This is a genomic window from Acholeplasma equirhinis, from assembly GCF_017052655.1.
Classification (GTDB): Bacteria; Bacillota_I; Bacilli_A; order Acholeplasmatales; family Acholeplasmataceae; genus Acholeplasma; species Acholeplasma equirhinis.
The window spans coordinates 728,748-745,759 of sequence record NZ_JAFIDC010000001.1 but is presented as its reverse complement, the minus strand read 5'-3'; the positions used below and the strand labels follow the sequence as shown (position 1 = coordinate 745,759).

Genomic DNA, 17,012 nt, shown 5'->3' with positions numbered 1-17,012 from the left:
AAACAAAAATTTAATATGGAGGTAAAAACTATGTTTAACATTTTACTCGTAGAAGAGAGTACTATGCTAATTACCTCTATTTTGCTAACCGTCGTTGGACTAGCAATTGGTGCAATCGTTGGATATTTCATCAGAGTTGCCCATCACGAAAAAAGTCTACGCTTAAGTCGTGAAGAAGCTAGTCGTATTATTGAAGACGCGAAGAAAGAAGCTGAAAAAACTAAAAGAGAGCATGTTTTTGAAGCTAAACAAGAAATTTTAGCGTTACGTAAAGAATTCGATAATGATATGCGTGAAAGACGCCAAGTCGTCATTAATCTTGAAGAAAAAGTTTCTCAAAGAGAGACTTCTCTAAATCAGCGTTCACAGTATCTTGATAAACGTGAAGAAGGCTTGGATCTAAAAGAACAAAGACTAGACGAACGTAAAGAACAACTTGATATTCAATATAGCAAAGTGGAAGAATTAGTAAAAGAACAAGAAGCGAAGCTTGTGTTTGTTTCTAATTTAACGAAAGAACAGGCAAAAGAGCTGATAATGGCTCAAGTAAGAGATTCTATCTCAAATGAACTTGCTGCATACATTCGTGAAGAAGAAGACAAAGCTAAGAATACTGTTCAACAAAAGAGTAAGGAATTACTTGCACTCGCAATGCAAAAATATGCATCTGAAACTACATCAGAGCGTACTGTTTCAGTCGTTGAAATCCCTAACGAAGATATGAAAGGTCGTATCATTGGTAAAGAGGGAAGAAACATTCGTACACTTGAAGCTCTCACAGGTGTTGATTTAATTATTGACGATACACCGGAAGCGGTCGTATTATCAGGATTTGATCCAGTCCGTAGAGAAATCGCAAAACGTGCTTTATCAATTTTAGTCCAAGATGGTAGAATCCATCCAGGTAGAATCGAAGAAGTCGTAGAACGTGCTCGTATGGAAATTGATATGTTCATCAGAGAAGCTGGTGAAGAAGCAGTCTTTAAGACAGCTGTTGGTAAAGTACATCCAGATATCATCAAATTATTAGGTCGTATGAGTTTTAGAACATCATATGGACAAAATGTATTAAAACACTCAATTGAAGTTGCATTCCTCGCTGGAAAACTTGCAGCTGAAATCGGTGAAAATGAAATTCTTGCAAGACGTGCTGGTTTATTCCATGATATTGGTAAAGCAGTCGACCATGAAATCGAAGGTTCACACGTAACAATTGGTGTTGATATTATGTCAAGATACAAAGAACCAAAAGAAGTCATTGATGCAATTGCATCTCACCATGGTGATCAAGAACCTGAAACAATCATTGCAGTTTTAGTCGCTGCAGCTGATGCGTTATCAGCAGCAAGACCTGGTGCAAGAAGTGAATCAATGGATACATACATTAAACGTCTAACTCAATTAGAAGAAATTTCTAACGGTGTTGAAGGCGTTGATAAATCATACGCTATTCAAGCTGGACGTGAAGTTCGTGTTATCGTTCAACCAGATAAGATTGATGATTTAGGTATTGTGACAGTCGCAAGACAAATTAAAGATAAGATCGAAGAAACAATGACTTATCCAGGGACAATTAAAGTTACCGTTATTAGAGAAAAACGTGCAACTGATACTGCTAAATAAAAGAAGGGGAAAATTTTCCCCTTTTGTTTTATAATATAACTATGAAAATTTTATTTATAGGTGATATTTACGGAGACCCTGGTATTAATTACTTGATTGAGATGCTTCCTCAATTAAGAAAAACATACCAACCTAATATCATTATTGCTAATGGAGAAAACGCCGCAAATGGTCGAGGCATGACTAAGGCTATTTATAAAAAATTAATGTCAGCTGGCATTAGTCTTTTTACGATGGGGAATCATACATGGAGAAATCCAGAACTTGAAACCTTTATTGATGAAGCTAAAATTATTCGTCCTATTAATGATGGTTCAAAAAAAGGGTCTGGATATACAATCATCCAGTATAACGATAAAAAAGTACTTGTTGTGAATGCACTTGGAACAGCTTTTATGAATGTTGAATATGAACAACCTTACAAAAAAGTAAAGTCGTTATTAGAATCTGAAACATTTGATTATTCATTACTAGACTTCCATGCAGAAGCAACCTCAGAAAAAATCGCAATGGCACATTATTTAGATGGTAAAGTCGATATGATGGTTGGAACACATACACATGTTCAAACAAATGATGAACGCATGCTACCAAATGGTACACTTTATATTTCTGATGTAGGTATGACAGGACCACTAAATGGTGTTATTGGTGTTGATAAAGATGTGATTATTGATCGCTTTATCAATCAAATTAATCGACCAAACGTAGTTGCTAATGGACCAAGACAATTAAATGCAGTTTTATTCACCTTAAGTCCTAAAAGAAAAATTGAAAAGATACACTTAGAAGAAAATGCATGATAATTCGTGCATTTTTTTATTTATCAAACAGAGTAATTTTTGTTTATAAAAACACTTGTTAATGGCTTTATGATAATTTTTCTTTAAAATATTTCGAAAAATAAACATTTTAGGTTGAAAATATAACCTTCGTACTTACGCTTACACTATATTAGTGTTATAATAATTTTAAGAATGAATATTTTAGGGGGAGTTTCTCATGGCATTATTTGACAAAGAAGGTCACTTGACTGTCAAAGACAAGCATTTCATTGTCGGCGATTTACAAGAAAAATTAGTATATGTTAAGGGAGAGTATATATCTAAGTTCTTACAAGATATTGGTTTAAACATACCAAGAAAAATGCGTATGGCGGCGTTAAAAAACATCTTGAAAGAAGCTGTAGAAAAAACTATTGAAGAAAGAAAAACATTAGCTGATGAAATGGGTTATCGTTTAACTTGGTTCTCAAGATATACAGATACTCAATTAGTTAATCTTTTAGAGTGGTATAAGAGCCCTTCATTATCCCTTAAGTACTTAGAAGATTTCTGGAAATTGTTATTACCTTACTTAGTAGAAAAAGGTGTAGCCGAAAATGATTTACTTCGTTTATTTGATCATGCTGAACAACAAGCTAAGTCAGGTGAAAGAGTATTAACAAAAGAATTTAACGATGCACTAGACAAAAACCTATATGATGAACAACATGAGATCGATGGTGTATCACAAGATGCATTCCGTCCTGTAACATACAAAGCATCAACTTTAACCGAATTAAGAGCAATTGGTGAAAAGTTTAATGCTCCAATTCCTAAACGTTTAAAGAAAAATGAAATGTTAGACATCATACTTAAGAAACTTCAAGAACGTGGTGAATTAACTAAGGACTTAGAAGAGAAACTTAAGAATCAAAATATCATTTTACTTGAACGTTACGCTAAAGACCATGATATTAAAGTTTCAACAGAATTGAAGAAAGAAGAAATCATTGAGTTCATTCTTTCAAATGCTAAAGAAACTAAAGCAACTTATTATGTACCATCTTCATCAGCAGTATATGAAAAACAAATTGAAGAAGTTGAAGCATCAACGCCAGTCCAAGAAACTGTTGTTGCACCAGTTGTAATTCCTGTTGAAGAGAAAAAGGCAGAACCTCAACCACAAATGCAACCTGCTGCTGCTACTTATGTTCAAGCAGTTGACTACCGTGAACAATTTGATCGTTTAGCTAAAGCTTTTGAAACATTAGCAGATGTAATTTCTAAAAAAGAATTTGTAGTTAATCTAGAAGCAAACCCAGTTATTAATGTTGAAGCGAAAGCTGCTGAGCCTCAACAAGTTGTTGTTGAAAAGGAATCAGAACAACCACAACCAGTTCAAGAACCAGCTCAAAAAGTTTCATTAATTGAAAGTATGAAAGGTCAAATTATCGCTGAATTACTAAAAGATGATGATGATTTCCCTGAAAGTACAGATCATGTTTCAATTACTGAATCTGGTTCAACTGTCTCTGTTATAACTGAAAAACCTGTCACACTTGATAATAAAGAACTTGAAAAAGTTGCTGATGCTGTTGAAGCAAAAGTAGCACCTAAAAAAGGAAAGAAAGTTAAGAAACAAAAGAAAGTTAAGTCAACAACTGGTGGTATTCATCCGTTCCTACTCTTCTTAACAGTCTTATTATTACTTGTCTCAGTTGGTGCACATGGATATCTATTATATCTAGCAATTACTGAAACATTTGTTTCAACTGTTCAACCTTATATTACATTCTTTGATCTAACTAGCCTTGAAGGTTGGATGTGGATTACAATATTTGGTGTGACAACAGCAATTAATGTATTCGCATTACTTGTTGCAGGTAGTAAGAAATTATCTAAAGGTAAAGCTGTATTTATCAGTTTACTTTTAGCATTAACACTTGCAATCCCTGAAGCATTACTCTTCTTAATTACACATTTAACTAAACGTCCAGTTACTGCAGTCGTTGATATGAATGATCCTGTTGGCAGAATTGTACACGCAATTAATAATATCAACATCAGAACTGGTTCAGCACAAAAGAAAGGCAAAGGATTCTTTGGAACTCTCTTTAGTATCATTGGTTGGTTAATCGTTCTTGCAGCACTTGCAGCATTAATCGTGTTTGCATTATGGCGACTTGAATTTACTTATGGATACGAAACAATTGAGTTTATTGGACCATTCTTAAGAGATAGTGTCATGATTCCAATCTTTGGTTCTAGCCACTACCTTGCCGCATAATATAATTACAAAATAGGAGTCATAATGGAAGATATTCTAAAATATACTCCAATGATGCAACAATATATTCGCCTAAAAGAAGACTACGCTGACGCGATAGTCTTTTTTAGATTAGGTGACTTTTATGAGATGTTTTTCGATGATGCACTGGTTGCATCAAAGGTTTTAGAAATTGCTTTAACTGCTAGAGATGCAGGTACTAAAGTACCCATGTGTGGTGTTCCATACCATGCAGCTAAAGTTTATATTCAAAAATTAGTCTCAAAAGGATTTAAAGTTGCCATTGCAGAACAAGTGACTGAACCTGGAAAAGGTTTAGTTGAACGCGAAGTTATTAAATTAATTACACCAGGGATGATCATCGATGATGGTATCTTAAAAGATGCTTCATTTAACTTTATCGGTTCAATTGAACTTTCAGAATATGGATATATCTTTGCTTATGCTGATATTTCAACAGGTGATACATTTTTACTCGATGGTTTAACAAAAGAAACCTTACTTGATGAAATTAAAAATGTTGAATTGAAAGAAGTTGTATTAAAGAATTTAGCAGATAGTAAACTTGTTCAAACTTTAAGAGATTTTAATATTGTGATTTCAATGTTCCAAGATGATGAAATTCATAATCCTGCCTTAGTTAAAAGTATTATTTCAAAACCTGCAAAACAAGCAGCCTCTTTATTACTCAACTATTTATTCTCTCAAAGTAAACAACAACTCTCACATATGATGCCTTTCCAAATCACTAAAACAAAACAGTTGATGCATTTAGATCGTCATGTCTTAGAACACTTAGAATTAACGGAAAGTTTAAGTGGTAACCCTAAATCGACATTAATCTATTGGGTAGATCAAACAAAAACAGCTATGGGTTCACGCATGTTGAGATACTATTTAACACATCCTATCAAAGATAAGGAAGTGTTAGAAAGTCGTTATGACTATATTGAAGCATTTAAGATATATGAACCGAGAGAACGTCTTCAAGAAACATTATCTAAAATATATGATATTAACAGATTAGTTGGCCGCATCGCATCAAATAATACCAATGCAAGAGATCTCGTTCAACTGAAATATACACTAGAAAATATTCCAACATTAAAAGAAATTCTTCGTGAATATAAAAACGAATTAATTGATACATTGAATGAAAAAGTTGATTCACATACTGAACTATATCAAATGCTTGATAAAGCACTACTTGATGATGCACCAATTCTTGTTAAGGAAGGTGGCATGATTAAAGAAGGCTATAATCATGATCTTGATGAATTAAGAGATATTGCCTTACACGGTGAATCATGGTTAACAGAGTTTGAAAATCAAGAACGAGAAAAGACAGGTATCAAAAACTTAAAAGTCGGATACAACCGTGTCTTTGGTTATTATATTGAAGTTTCAAAAGGAAATATGTCTCTAATCAAAGATGAGTTTGGTTATATTAGAAAACAAACTTTAGCAAATGGTGAAAGATACATTACTCAAGACCTAAAAGTTCAAGAGGATAAACTCTTACATGCGAAAGAAAAATCTTTTGCATTAGAATACGAAATCTTCCAAGAAATCAAAGAAGAAACTAAGAAGTACATGAATTCACTTCAAGAGTTATCTCAAACACTTGCAAAGATTGATATGTTTGTATCTTTAGCAGCCGTTTCAGATAAATTTAACTATGTTAGACCAAAATTGAATTTAAACTTTATGGTTGAAATTGAGAATGGACGTCATCCAGTTGTTGAACAACATGTTGAATTCATTTCAAATCATATCACCATGAAACCACAAGAAATTTTTATTTTAACTGGTCCAAATATGAGCGGTAAATCAACCTATATGCGTATGTTTGCACTCATTGTCATCATGGCTCAAAGTGGTATGTTTGTACCTGCAAATCGTGCAAATCTACCGATTTATGATGCAATCTTTACACGAATTGGTTCATCAGATGATATTGCTGGTGGTCAATCCACCTTCATGGTTGAAATGGTTGAAGCAAATGAAGCGTTAACAAAAGCAACCAAAGAATCATTAATTTTATTTGATGAAATTGGCCGTGGGACAGCAACTTATGATGGGATGGCACTTGCTCAAGGTATGATTGAATACATTCACAATGATATCGGTGCGCAAATGATGTTTTCAACTCACTATCATGAATTAACAAAACTATCTGAGTCTTTATCAAATGTAACTAATTTACATGTGCGTGCAAAAGAAGAAAAAGACACAATGGTTTTCTTACATCAAGTAGAACCTGGTGCTTCTGATAAATCCTATGGTATTCAAGTTGCACAACTTGCACATATTCCAGAGAAAATTATTCAACGTTCTAAAACTATTCTTAAAAAGTTAGAAAAGAGTTCTAAAGAACAGTTAACGAATCTTTTCGATTTGCATGAAGAAATTAAATTAGAAACCGTTCTTCCAAAAGATATTCAAGAATTATTAGATGAGCTTGAAAATGTGGATATTGACAGATTAACTCCAGTCGATGCACTTGTTAGACTTAAATATTTACAAACATTAAGAAACAAAAATAAAAAGTAAAAGGTGAAATATGCCACAAATCGCTTTAATGGAGATGGCACTAGCTAATATGATTGCTGCAGGAGAAGTTGTTGAACGTCCTGCTTCAGTTGTTAAAGAATTGGTCGAAAATGCAATCGATGCTGGTGCTTCTAAAATTACCATCGAAGTTAATAATTTCGGTCTTGAATCAATCATCGTGACCGATAATGGTAAAGGGATGGATAAATCAGACCTTCATTTAGCTTTTTTACGCCATGCGACATCCAAAGTTTTTAAAAAAGATGACTTAAATCATATTCAAACCTTAGGTTTTAGAGGTGAGGCTTTACCTGCTATAGCTTCAGTTGCAAAACTTGAAATTCATTCAAGAATGAAAGATCAAGATGGTAACTTTGTTGCACTTGAACAATCGAAGTTAGTTAATGAAGGAACTTCAGTCATCAATGTTGGTACAAAAGTGATTGTTAAAGAACTTTTCTATAACACACCAGCTAGATTTAAATATTTAAGAAGTGAATCAGCAGAAAAAAATGCAATCATAGAAATTTTTGATAAACTTGCCCTCTCAAATCCATCGATACAATTTAAACTCGTTTTAGACGGTAAAGAATTTAAATCCAGTTTAGGTAATGACTCGATTCAAGCACTGATCACACATATTTATGGAAAAGGTGTATCAGAAGGTTTAAAAGAGTTACATACCTCTATTGGAAAAATAAAAGTTGATGCATATTTTGCAGACCCTAAATTTGCAAGAAGCAAACGTAGTGATATTAATATATTTATTAATAACAGATATGTTAAAAACTATTCAATATCACAAAGTGTTATTGATGGTTATAATACACTTTTAATGACAAATAAATATCCACTTTCATTGATCTACTTAACAATAGACCCATCATTAGTTGATGTCAATGTACATCCACAAAAGATGGAAGTTAAACTTGCTAATGAACTTATGTTTAGTTATGCGTTAACACCGCTTGTAAAAGAAGCACTAGAAACCGGTAAATTACCAATTAGAGAACCTTTAGTTGAGGTAAAAAAAGAAGTCTTTAAAACGAAAGATTTTGACCTCTTTGAACTAGCAAAATCAGAAATTATTACAGAACCTAATTCTGAACAATTAAGAGAAGATATTGTTAAAGAGGAAATATTAGAACCAAAATTACCACAACTTGAATATATTGGTACATTTTCTGGTACTTATCTCATCTTCCAAAATCAACATGGTTTATATCTTATGGACCAACACGCTGCAGCAGAACGTATTCGTTATGAATACTATGAATCCAAAGTTGGTGAATTAGCATCTAATTTTTATCAATTAATGATTCCAAGAGAACTTTCAATTACTGAAAGTGACTTTAATCTTTTAAAACAAAATTCAAAAAGTTTAAAAGATTTAGGATTCTATTTTAAAGATTTAAAATTAACACATCATCCAACTTGGTTACGTGATAAAGAAATTGATATCGCAATTTCTGCTATCTTAGAACAACTTCAAGATGAAAAACAAATCAATTTAAAGAATTTAAGAAATCATTTAGCAAAAGACATTGCATGTAAAGGTGCAATTAAAGCAAATCATCAACTCTCACTTATTGAAATTAACAAACTGATAGAAGATTTAAGACTTTGTAAAAATCCATATACTTGTCCACATGGAAGACCTGTTTTAATTAAACTTTCACAATACGACATCGAAAAGATGTTTAAGCGAATCGTATGAAAAAAGTTATCTGTATAATGGGTCCCACAGCAAGTGGCAAAACAGGTCTTTCAATCAAACTTGCCAAAGCATTAAATGGTGAGGTCATCAATGGAGATTCGGTCCAAATATATCAAGAATTAAATATTGGATCTGCTAAAATTAAACAAGATGAACAAGAAGGTATTAAGCATCATCTCTTAAGTATTAATCCCTTAGCTAAACCATATACTGTCTATAATTTTCAACAAGATGTGAGAAATTTACTTAATAAAATTGATGTACCAATGATTGTTGGTGGTTCAGGGTTATACATAAAATCTGCACTATATAATTATGAATTCGAAGCATATGATGAAGCGTTTGTTGATGTATCACATGAGGAAAAAGTTGAAGCCATTAAACTAAAAGACCCAACTCTTGACATAGACTTTTCAAACGTTAGGCGTGTAAATTCTGCGTATAAACAAATACTCGCAGGTAGTAAACGTAGCGAAAAGATAAAGAAAGATGAGGCACTTTATGATATTTTTTTAATCTATTTAGATATTGATAGAACTGTTTTAAAAGAAAGATTAAAATATCGTTTGGATCAAATGATTGAAGAAGGTTTTATCGATGAAGTTAAAGGATTAATGGATTATGAATTAAACATCATCGGTTATCGTGAAATCAAATCTTATCTGTTAGGTCAAGTTTCGCTTGAAGAAGCAAAAGAAAAAATTATACAAGTTTCAATGCGATTTGCAAAAAAACAAAAGACATGGTTTAAAAATCAAATGAAACCTAACATCTATGATGCATTAAGTCCTACTCTATTTTTAGATGTACTAAATGATGTTAAAACCTTTTTGGAGAAAACATGAGAATTTATTTAATCGGCATGCCAGGTAGTGGAAAAACAACAATTGGCAAGCGTTTATCATTTAAATTAGGCATTCCATTTATTGATCTTGATCAAAAGATTGAAGAAGAAAAGGGGATGTTTATTGAAGATATCTTCGAGAATTATGGAGAAGATGTTTTTCGTTCAGTTGAAACTGAGGTTTTATCAGCAATTAAAACATCACCTGCTGTGATTTCAACCGGTGGTGGTATTGTAACTCAAAAAAGAAATAAGGTTTTAATGGATGGATTTAAAGTATATATCGATGTTCCGATTGAAATCTTGAAAAAAAGATTAGAAAAAAGTCATCAAAGACCTTTACTTAAAACAACACCATTAGAAGAGATTTATGACAAACGTTTCTTAAAATACCAAGACTTTGCAGATATGATCGTTAGAAACCATGATTCAATAGAAAAATGTGTAGATGATATAATAGAAGCATACAAAGGATGGGCGAAGAAATGAAAATAGCTGTAGTCAATGGTCCAAATCTTAATATGTTAGGTAAAAGAAAAGAAGAACATTACGGCAGATTTACCTTAGATGATTTAAATCTTTTAATTGAAAAGACATTTCCAAATATTAGTTTTTCATTCTTTCAAAGCAATCATGAAGGTGCAATTATTGATTATCTTCAAGGCTTAGATTCAGATGGCCTCATTATCAATGCAGGTGGATATACACATACATCAATTGCTATTCGTGATGCACTTGAGATACTAATGGTTCCTAAAGTTGAAGTCCATTTATCCAATATTTATGAACGAGAAGCGTTCAGACAAGTGAATTTCATAAAAGATGTGGTAAATCATAGTATTTATGGTAAAAAAGAACAGTCATATATCGAAGCTGTTCACTATTTGGTTGAAAAATTGAGCTAAATTTTGTAAAATATAGAAGGTTTAATAAAAGGAGTTAATAATATGGTCTCTACAAACGAGTTTAAAACTGGCTTAACAATTGAATTTGATGGTAACATTTATGTTATCTTAGATTTCTTACACACTAAGTCAGCACGTAGTGGTGCGCTTGTAACAACAAAAATGAGAAACTTACGCACTGGTTCAATCTTTGAATACACATTCAAAGCAGGTGACAAAGTAGGTCGTGCACAAATCGATCGTACACCAATGCAATATTTATATGCACAAGGTGATACACATGTTTTCATGAATATGGAAACATATGAACAAATCGAACTTGATAAATCAAGAATCGAATGGGAATTAAACTTCATGTCTGAAGGTATGAATGTTGAAATCAATCTTTATGGTGAAGAAATTATCGGTATCCAAATTCCTGAAAAAGTTGTCTTAGAAATTAAAGAAACTGTTCCAGGTGTCAAAGGTGATACAAAAACAAATGCGATGAAAGATGCTTGGTTACCATCTGGCTACTTAATTAAAGTTCCAATGTTTATCGAATCAGGTGAAAAAGTCATCGTAAATACCTCAGAAGGAACATACGTTTCAAGAGCATAATCACATGAATAATAAAGACCATATGGTCTTTTTATTTGGACTAAAGTTAGGCACTATGTTAATTTAACGATTTGCAACTTAACTTTAGTTAATTATGCTATAATAATAACGGTGAAGAAATGGAAAGATTAGCAAAAGTTTTAGCCCAAGCAGGTGTTGCTTCAAGAAGAAAATCTGAAGAACTGATCTTGGCTGGACGCGTCAAAGTGAATCAAGTTGTTGTCAAAGAAGTCGGAACAAAAGTATCAGAAAAAGATACTATTACAGTTGATGGCAAGACAATTGATAAAGTTCCGCTTTTTTATTATTTAGTAAATAAGCCTACAGGATACTTATCAACAACATCAGATATTCACAAAAGACGTAATGTCCTTGATTTATTCTCTGAAGAAGAAAGAAATTTAAGACTCTTTCCGATTCACAAATTACCATATGATGCAGCAGGTGTTTTAATTTTAACAAACGATGGTGAACTCACCAAAAAGTTAACTTTAAAAGATTCAGGTGTTGAACAAGCATATATGGTACGTTTAAAAGGTATTGTCATTAAGGAAAAGATTAGACAATTAAGAAATGGTCAAGATTTTAATGGTATATTCTTTAAACCAAATGAAATCGGAATTATAGAACTTGATAAAAAACATCAATCTACTTTAGTACGATTAACAGTTACAGACTTTTCTATTTCTGACATGGAAAAATGTTTTGAGATGATGGGACATCCAATCAAAGGATTAACAAGAGTACGTTTTGATCACTTAACACTTGAAGAAGTTGAACGTGGTTCATACAGACCTCTTAAAGCCCATGAAATTAAGAAACTCTATAGAAGCAATTTGGCATCAGAGAAGTGACATAGATTTATCTATGTTATAATAATACTAAGTATGGAGGGAAATTTTATGGCGGGGTTTCAAGTTGCCATTGATGGTCCAGCAGGTAGCGGTAAATCGACCATCAGTAAATTAATTGCTGATAGATTAAAAATGACGCATATAGACACCGGAGCGATGTATCGTGCGGTTACTTTAATTGCCATCGAAAGGCAAATTGATTTAAATGACGAATCACAATACTTATTTTTAGAGTCCATTAGAATTTCTTACCATGATGATCACATTTATGTTGACAACAGAAATGTTGAGGAAGAAATTAGAACTAAAGAAGTCACTAAGAATGTTTCTTTAGTATCCTCTTTCCCATATGTGAGAAGAAAAATGGTTGAACTCCAAAAAATGGCAGCAGAAGCTGGTGATGTCGTTATGGATGGTAGAGACATCGGAACAGTTGTCATGCCAAATGCTCAAGTAAAAGTTTTCTTAACTGCTAAAGTTGAAGAAAGAGCAAAAAGAAGACATCGTGAAAAACTTGAAAAAGGACACGATGTGAACTTAGAAAAGATTGTTGAAGAACTTGTCACAAGAGATATCAAAGACTCAACAAGAAAAGAATCACCACTAAAAAAAGCTGATGATGCAATTGAAATAGATACAACACATTTAACAATTGATCAAACTGTGGAAAAAATTATTGGGCTGATAAGATCAGCAAAAGGAGAATTATAATGAGCGATTTTATTTATCCGGAAAAAGGACAAATTATTGAAGGCGAAGCATTCAAAGTTGAGAAAGACGTTGTATATTTAGACATCAAAGCACCAACTGAAGGTGTTATTTACTCTCAGTATTTTGATAACCCTCAACCAGCTGACTTACGAAAAGTTATTAAAGTTGGCGATAAAATTCGTGTAAAAGTCACATCTGTTTCAGAACGTGATGATTCTTTATTAATCTTACTTTCAAGATTACCACTTTTAGCAGATAAAAAAATTGAAGAAATTGAAAATGCTTATGAAGCTAAAACACCTATTAAGACAACTGTTAAATCAGTTGGTGATAAAGGACTCGTTTTAGACTATGACAGAATTGAATTATTTTTACCGTTCACATTGCTTGATTTCGAATTAAAAGAAAAGAAAGAAGCACTTGTTGGAACAACCCTTGAAGTACTTATTGAAGAATACAAGGCAGATAAACGTCGTCCTAAACTAATTGCAACTAGAAAACCAATTTATGAAGCAATTAGACAAAAACAACAAGAAGAAAGATTAGCAGATCGTCAAAAAGAATTAGACTCAATTCAAACAGGTCAAATTTTAGAAGGCGTTGTTGAATCATTTGAAGCACATGCTGCATTTGTTAAATTTGGACATGTATCTGGTATGTTACGTATCTCTCAAGTTTCGCATCACAGAATTGATAAAATTGAAGATGCACTTCAAAAAGGACAAACAGTTAAAGTTAAAGTAATCAAAAAAGAAGGCAATCGCTTAGACCTTTCTATGAAAGCTTTAATGCCAACACCATACCAAGCTTATCTTGAATCACATAAGATTGGTGATCGAGTTACAGGTAAAATTGTATCTAAATTACCATTTGGTGTACTTGTTGAACTTGCAAGAGACGTAAAAGGATTACTTCACAAGAATGAATATTCTTGGAATCCAAAAGCTAATTTTGATGCATATCTAAAAATTGGTGATGAACTTGAAGTTGCAATTATTTCTAAAGACTTAAAAGCAGAAAAGATTGCATTAAGCAGAAAAGCATTAGAAGATAATCCATGGGCTGACCTTTCAGTCAATGTAGGCCAAACTTTAGAAGTTAGAGTTGAAAAAGTTTCTAAAGATGGTATTCAAGTTTCATACAATTCAGTTGATGGATTTATTCCAGCATCAGAAGCACATAATGATCCTAAAATTAATATTGCTGACCATTACCAAGTTGGTGACATGGTCCAAGCTAAAGTGATCGAATTCTCTAAAGAAGGTTGGGTATTAAAACTTTCTGTTAAGAAATTATTAAATAAACTTGAACGCGATGAGTTTGAAAAATACTTAGTCGATGAAAAAGTTGAAGATATCACATTAGGTGATTTATTCGAAGAACTAGGAAAAAACAAAAAGAAATCATAAGAAGGTTTTAGTATGCCATTTACAGTTGCTATTGTGGGTCGTCCAAATGTTGGGAAGTCGTCACTGTTTAATCGAATAGTCGGTGATCGTATCTCAATCATTGACGATGTTGCAGGAGTTACAAGGGATCGTATTTATGCCCAAGCCGAGTGGTTAACTAAAAAGTTTAGTCTAATTGACACAGGGGGCATTGAAGTCGGCGATGCTCCTTTTCTTACTCAAATTAAGCAACAAGCAGAAATTGCGATGGATGAAGCGGATGTCATCATCTTTGTTGTTGATGGAACAGTTGGCTTAACAGATAGTGACTACTATATTGCTAAACAACTTTATAAAACTGAAAAACCAGTCATCATAGCTGTTAATAAAATTGATGATATTTCAATGATTAACAACTCCTATGAGTTTTTTGCATTAGGTTTTTCTGATCCGATTGCAATCTCCACACATCATGGTATTGGTATTGGTGACCTTTTAGATAAAGTCATGTCATACATGGTGCAGGAAGATAAAGAAAAAGAAAAAGGTATCATTTCATTTGCAGTTATTGGAAGACCAAATGTTGGTAAATCATCACTAGTTAACGCTATTCTTGGTGAAGATCGAGTGATTGTTTCTCCAATTTCAGGTACGACAACCGATGCTATTGATACAACCTTTACAAAAGATAAACAAAAGTATACAGTTATTGATACAGCAGGTATTAAAAAACGTGGTAAAGTATATGAAAACTTAGATAAGTATTCACTACTACGTGCAATCACTGCACTTGAACGTGCTGATGTTGCGCTTATTGTGATTGATGGTAAAGATGGCATCCAAGAACAAGATACACACGTTGCAGGATATGCTATGGAATACATGCGTGCCGCAATCATTGTTGTTAACAAATGGGATGCTGTTCAAAAAGATGATAAGACAATGAAGAAATTTGAAGAAAAGATTAGAGAAGACTTCAAATTCTTACCATATGCACCAATTGTCTTTTTATCAGCAAAAGAAAATCAAAGAGTACATACACTCTTCCCAGTCTTAAAACAAGTTTATGCAAACTTTACAAAAGAATTACCAACTAAACTAATCAATGAAACCTTAATGGATGCAGTTGCGATGAATCCACCTGCAGTCTTTAACCAAGGTAAAGCTAAATTTAATTATGCAACACAAGTTGATGTTAAACCACCAACAATTAGTATTTTCGTCAATGAACCAAATTATATTCATTTCTCATATGAAAGATATCTACAAAATCAATTTAGAAGTGTATTTGACTTAACGGGTACACCGCTCAAATTCACTTTCAGAAAGAAGGATGCTTATGAAGATTAGTGTCATTGGAGGTGGCTCATGGGGAACCACTTTAGCTCAAGTACTTGAAGATAATGGGCATGAAACTCTTGTTTATGATATCAACAAAGAAGGTGTTGATAAAATCAATAAGGGTATTCATCCATTCTTTGACTTACCGATTGAGAAAATTAAAGCAACAACTTCGTTAGAAGAAACATTAAATTTCTCCGATCATTTAGTACTTGCAGTTCCAACGAAATTTATGCGTCAATCGCTATCAGATATTAATAAACTTTCTTTTAGAAAGAACTATTTTATTAATGTCTCAAAAGGAATTGAGCCAAACACATTAAAACGTGTTTCTGAAATTGTTAAAGATGAAATTTCTAAAGAATTTCTTGGTGCATATGCAGTTTTAACTGGACCATCGCATGCTGAGGAAGTTATTCTTCGCAAATTAACTGTGTTAACAGCAGCAAGTGAAACATCTTGGTTTGCACAAACTGTACAAAAGCTCTTCTCAAACCGCACATATTTACGAATTTACACGTCAGACGACTTAATTGGTTGTGAAGTCGGTGGTGCAATTAAAAATGCCATCGCAATCGTTTCTGGTATTATGACTGGTTTTGGATTAGGTGAGAATGCACGTGCTGCATTAATCACACGTGGTATTCTTGAAATTGTTAGAGTTGTATCTGCAATGGGTGGAAAGAAAGAAACTGCCTTTGGTCTAACCGGTATTGGTGATTTAATTGTCACTGCATCAAGTAATAATTCTAGAAACTTTAATGCCGGTTTAAAGATTGGACAAGGTATACCTGTTGATCAAGTCTTAGCAGAATCTCGTATGGTTGTTGAAGGTGTAAGAGCCATTCAAGCAGCTAAAGATCTTTGTATAAAGGAAGGTATTGAACTTCCAATTATTGAAGTTGCATATGATGTGATTTTCAATCAATTGCCAGTTAAAGATGCAATTACACTCTTACTCACAAGGGAACTTAAAGCTGAAACCCTTGAGTAAGCCAATATGTATCATTTGTAATATATAAATAAGTTATGATACAATATAGATAATCTACACAGGAGGATAAAATATTATGAACAAAACTGAGTTAGTTGCTCATGTAGCCGACAAGGCTGAAACTACTCAAGTGTTAGCAGAAGCAGTTATCAATGCATTCGCTGAAGTTGTAACTGAAACACTTGCAAAAAGAGGGGAGAAAGTAGTTGTCACAGGTTTTGGTACTTTTGAAGTTAGAAATCGTGTAGCTAGAAAAGGTAAGAACCCTCGTACAGGCGAAGAAATTGTCGTTCCTGCACAAAAAACACCTGCTTTCAAAGCTGGTAAATTGTTAAAAGACGCAGTTAAATAATTTGCTCGAAGTAGCCTCAATCTGTTTGGGGCTTTTTTTTTGGAAGATATGATATCATAGAGTTGTAAGAGGGAGGAAT

Annotated in this window: 15 protein-coding genes; all 15 read left to right on the top strand. The window is 33.0% G+C overall.

Annotated elements, in window-relative coordinates:
- The first annotated feature begins 30 nt into the window (after positions 1 to 30).
- The 15 genes from rny (at position 31) to JV173_RS03420 (ending at position 16,933) form a co-directional block, all read left to right on the top strand.
- Positions 31 to 1,623, top strand: coding sequence for a ribonuclease Y (gene rny, locus JV173_RS03490; protein ID WP_205734905.1), 1,593 nt, complete (start codon positions 31 to 33; stop codon positions 1,621 to 1,623).
- A gap of 41 nt (positions 1,624 to 1,664) precedes the next feature.
- Positions 1,665 to 2,426: a TIGR00282 family metallophosphoesterase gene (locus tag JV173_RS03485; protein ID WP_205734904.1), complete on the top strand. Its 762-nt coding sequence runs from the start codon at positions 1,665 to 1,667 to the stop codon at positions 2,424 to 2,426.
- Between the two features lie 199 nt (positions 2,427 to 2,625).
- A complete protein-coding gene (locus JV173_RS03480; protein WP_205734903.1) occupies positions 2,626 to 4,674 on the top strand; it encodes a hypothetical protein in 2,049 nt (682 codons plus the stop codon).
- A gap of 24 nt (positions 4,675 to 4,698) precedes the next feature.
- A complete protein-coding gene (gene mutS, locus JV173_RS03475) occupies positions 4,699 to 7,227 on the top strand; it encodes a DNA mismatch repair protein MutS (RefSeq protein ID WP_205734902.1) in 2,529 nt (842 codons plus the stop codon).
- Positions 7,228 to 7,237: 10 nt separating this feature from the next.
- On the top strand, positions 7,238 to 8,944 hold the full coding sequence (mutL, locus tag JV173_RS03470; RefSeq protein ID WP_205734901.1) for a DNA mismatch repair endonuclease MutL: 1,707 nt from the start codon (positions 7,238 to 7,240) through the stop codon (positions 8,942 to 8,944).
- Positions 8,941 to 9,789, top strand: a complete 849-nt coding sequence (miaA, locus tag JV173_RS03465) for a tRNA (adenosine(37)-N6)-dimethylallyltransferase MiaA (RefSeq protein ID WP_205734900.1) — start codon at positions 8,941 to 8,943, stop codon at positions 9,787 to 9,789. The genes mutL and miaA overlap by 4 nt, the downstream gene beginning before the upstream one ends.
- Positions 9,786 to 10,277 (top strand): shikimate kinase, encoded by a 492-nt coding sequence (locus JV173_RS03460; protein ID WP_205734899.1) that lies wholly within the window; start codon positions 9,786 to 9,788, stop codon positions 10,275 to 10,277. The genes miaA and JV173_RS03460 overlap by 4 nt, the downstream gene beginning before the upstream one ends.
- Positions 10,274 to 10,693 carry a type II 3-dehydroquinate dehydratase gene (locus JV173_RS03455; RefSeq protein ID WP_205734898.1) on the top strand — a complete coding sequence of 140 codons (420 nt, stop codon included), beginning with the start codon at positions 10,274 to 10,276 and terminating at the stop codon, positions 10,691 to 10,693. Before JV173_RS03460 ends, JV173_RS03455 begins: the two co-directional genes overlap by 4 nt.
- A gap of 42 nt (positions 10,694 to 10,735) precedes the next feature.
- A complete protein-coding gene (efp, locus tag JV173_RS03450) occupies positions 10,736 to 11,293 on the top strand; it encodes an elongation factor P (protein ID WP_205734897.1) in 558 nt (185 codons plus the stop codon).
- A 119-nt stretch (positions 11,294 to 11,412) separates the two neighbouring features.
- Positions 11,413 to 12,147: a pseudouridine synthase gene (locus JV173_RS03445; RefSeq protein ID WP_205734896.1), complete on the top strand. Its 735-nt coding sequence runs from the start codon at positions 11,413 to 11,415 to the stop codon at positions 12,145 to 12,147.
- Between the two features lie 48 nt (positions 12,148 to 12,195).
- The gene (gene cmk / locus JV173_RS03440) at positions 12,196 to 12,858 is read left to right on the top strand and encodes a (d)CMP kinase (RefSeq protein ID WP_205734895.1); all 663 of its coding nucleotides are present in this window, start codon (positions 12,196 to 12,198) and stop codon (positions 12,856 to 12,858) included.
- Positions 12,858 to 14,267 (top strand): S1 RNA-binding domain-containing protein, encoded by a 1,410-nt coding sequence (locus tag JV173_RS03435; RefSeq protein WP_205734894.1) that lies wholly within the window; start codon positions 12,858 to 12,860, stop codon positions 14,265 to 14,267. Before cmk ends, JV173_RS03435 begins: the two co-directional genes overlap by 1 nt.
- Before the next feature lie 12 nt (positions 14,268 to 14,279).
- The gene (gene der, locus JV173_RS03430; protein WP_205734893.1) at positions 14,280 to 15,596 is read left to right on the top strand and encodes a ribosome biogenesis GTPase Der; all 1,317 of its coding nucleotides are present in this window, start codon (positions 14,280 to 14,282) and stop codon (positions 15,594 to 15,596) included.
- Positions 15,586 to 16,581 (top strand): NAD(P)H-dependent glycerol-3-phosphate dehydrogenase, encoded by a 996-nt coding sequence (locus tag JV173_RS03425; RefSeq protein WP_205734892.1) that lies wholly within the window; start codon positions 15,586 to 15,588, stop codon positions 16,579 to 16,581. The genes der and JV173_RS03425 overlap by 11 nt, the downstream gene beginning before the upstream one ends.
- Positions 16,582 to 16,657: 76 nt before the next feature.
- Entirely contained in the window at positions 16,658 to 16,933 is a 276-nt protein-coding gene (locus JV173_RS03420; protein WP_240453007.1) for an HU family DNA-binding protein, read from the top strand.
- Positions 16,934 to 17,012: the final 79 nt, after the last annotated feature.

Coding starts and splice junctions, on each gene's coding strand:
- cmk (WP_205734895.1), top strand. CDS start 12,196: ATGGCGGGGTTTCAAGTTGCCATTGATGGTCCAGCAGGTAGCGGTAAA.
- mutL (WP_205734901.1), top strand. CDS start 7,238: ATGCCACAAATCGCTTTAATGGAGATGGCACTAGCTAATATGATTGCT.
- JV173_RS03420 (WP_240453007.1), top strand. CDS start 16,658: ATGAACAAAACTGAGTTAGTTGCTCATGTAGCCGACAAGGCTGAAACT.
- JV173_RS03455 (WP_205734898.1), top strand. CDS start 10,274: ATGAAAATAGCTGTAGTCAATGGTCCAAATCTTAATATGTTAGGTAAA.
- rny (WP_205734905.1), top strand. CDS start 31: ATGTTTAACATTTTACTCGTAGAAGAGAGTACTATGCTAATTACCTCT.
- JV173_RS03445 (WP_205734896.1), top strand. CDS start 11,413: ATGGAAAGATTAGCAAAAGTTTTAGCCCAAGCAGGTGTTGCTTCAAGA.
- JV173_RS03480 (WP_205734903.1), top strand. CDS start 2,626: ATGGCATTATTTGACAAAGAAGGTCACTTGACTGTCAAAGACAAGCAT.
- der (WP_205734893.1), top strand. CDS start 14,280: ATGCCATTTACAGTTGCTATTGTGGGTCGTCCAAATGTTGGGAAGTCG.
- efp (WP_205734897.1), top strand. CDS start 10,736: ATGGTCTCTACAAACGAGTTTAAAACTGGCTTAACAATTGAATTTGAT.
- JV173_RS03435 (WP_205734894.1), top strand. CDS start 12,858: ATGAGCGATTTTATTTATCCGGAAAAAGGACAAATTATTGAAGGCGAA.
- JV173_RS03460 (WP_205734899.1), top strand. CDS start 9,786: ATGAGAATTTATTTAATCGGCATGCCAGGTAGTGGAAAAACAACAATT.
- JV173_RS03485 (WP_205734904.1), top strand. CDS start 1,665: ATGAAAATTTTATTTATAGGTGATATTTACGGAGACCCTGGTATTAAT.
- mutS (WP_205734902.1), top strand. CDS start 4,699: ATGGAAGATATTCTAAAATATACTCCAATGATGCAACAATATATTCGC.
- JV173_RS03425 (WP_205734892.1), top strand. CDS start 15,586: ATGAAGATTAGTGTCATTGGAGGTGGCTCATGGGGAACCACTTTAGCT.
- miaA (WP_205734900.1), top strand. CDS start 8,941: ATGAAAAAAGTTATCTGTATAATGGGTCCCACAGCAAGTGGCAAAACA.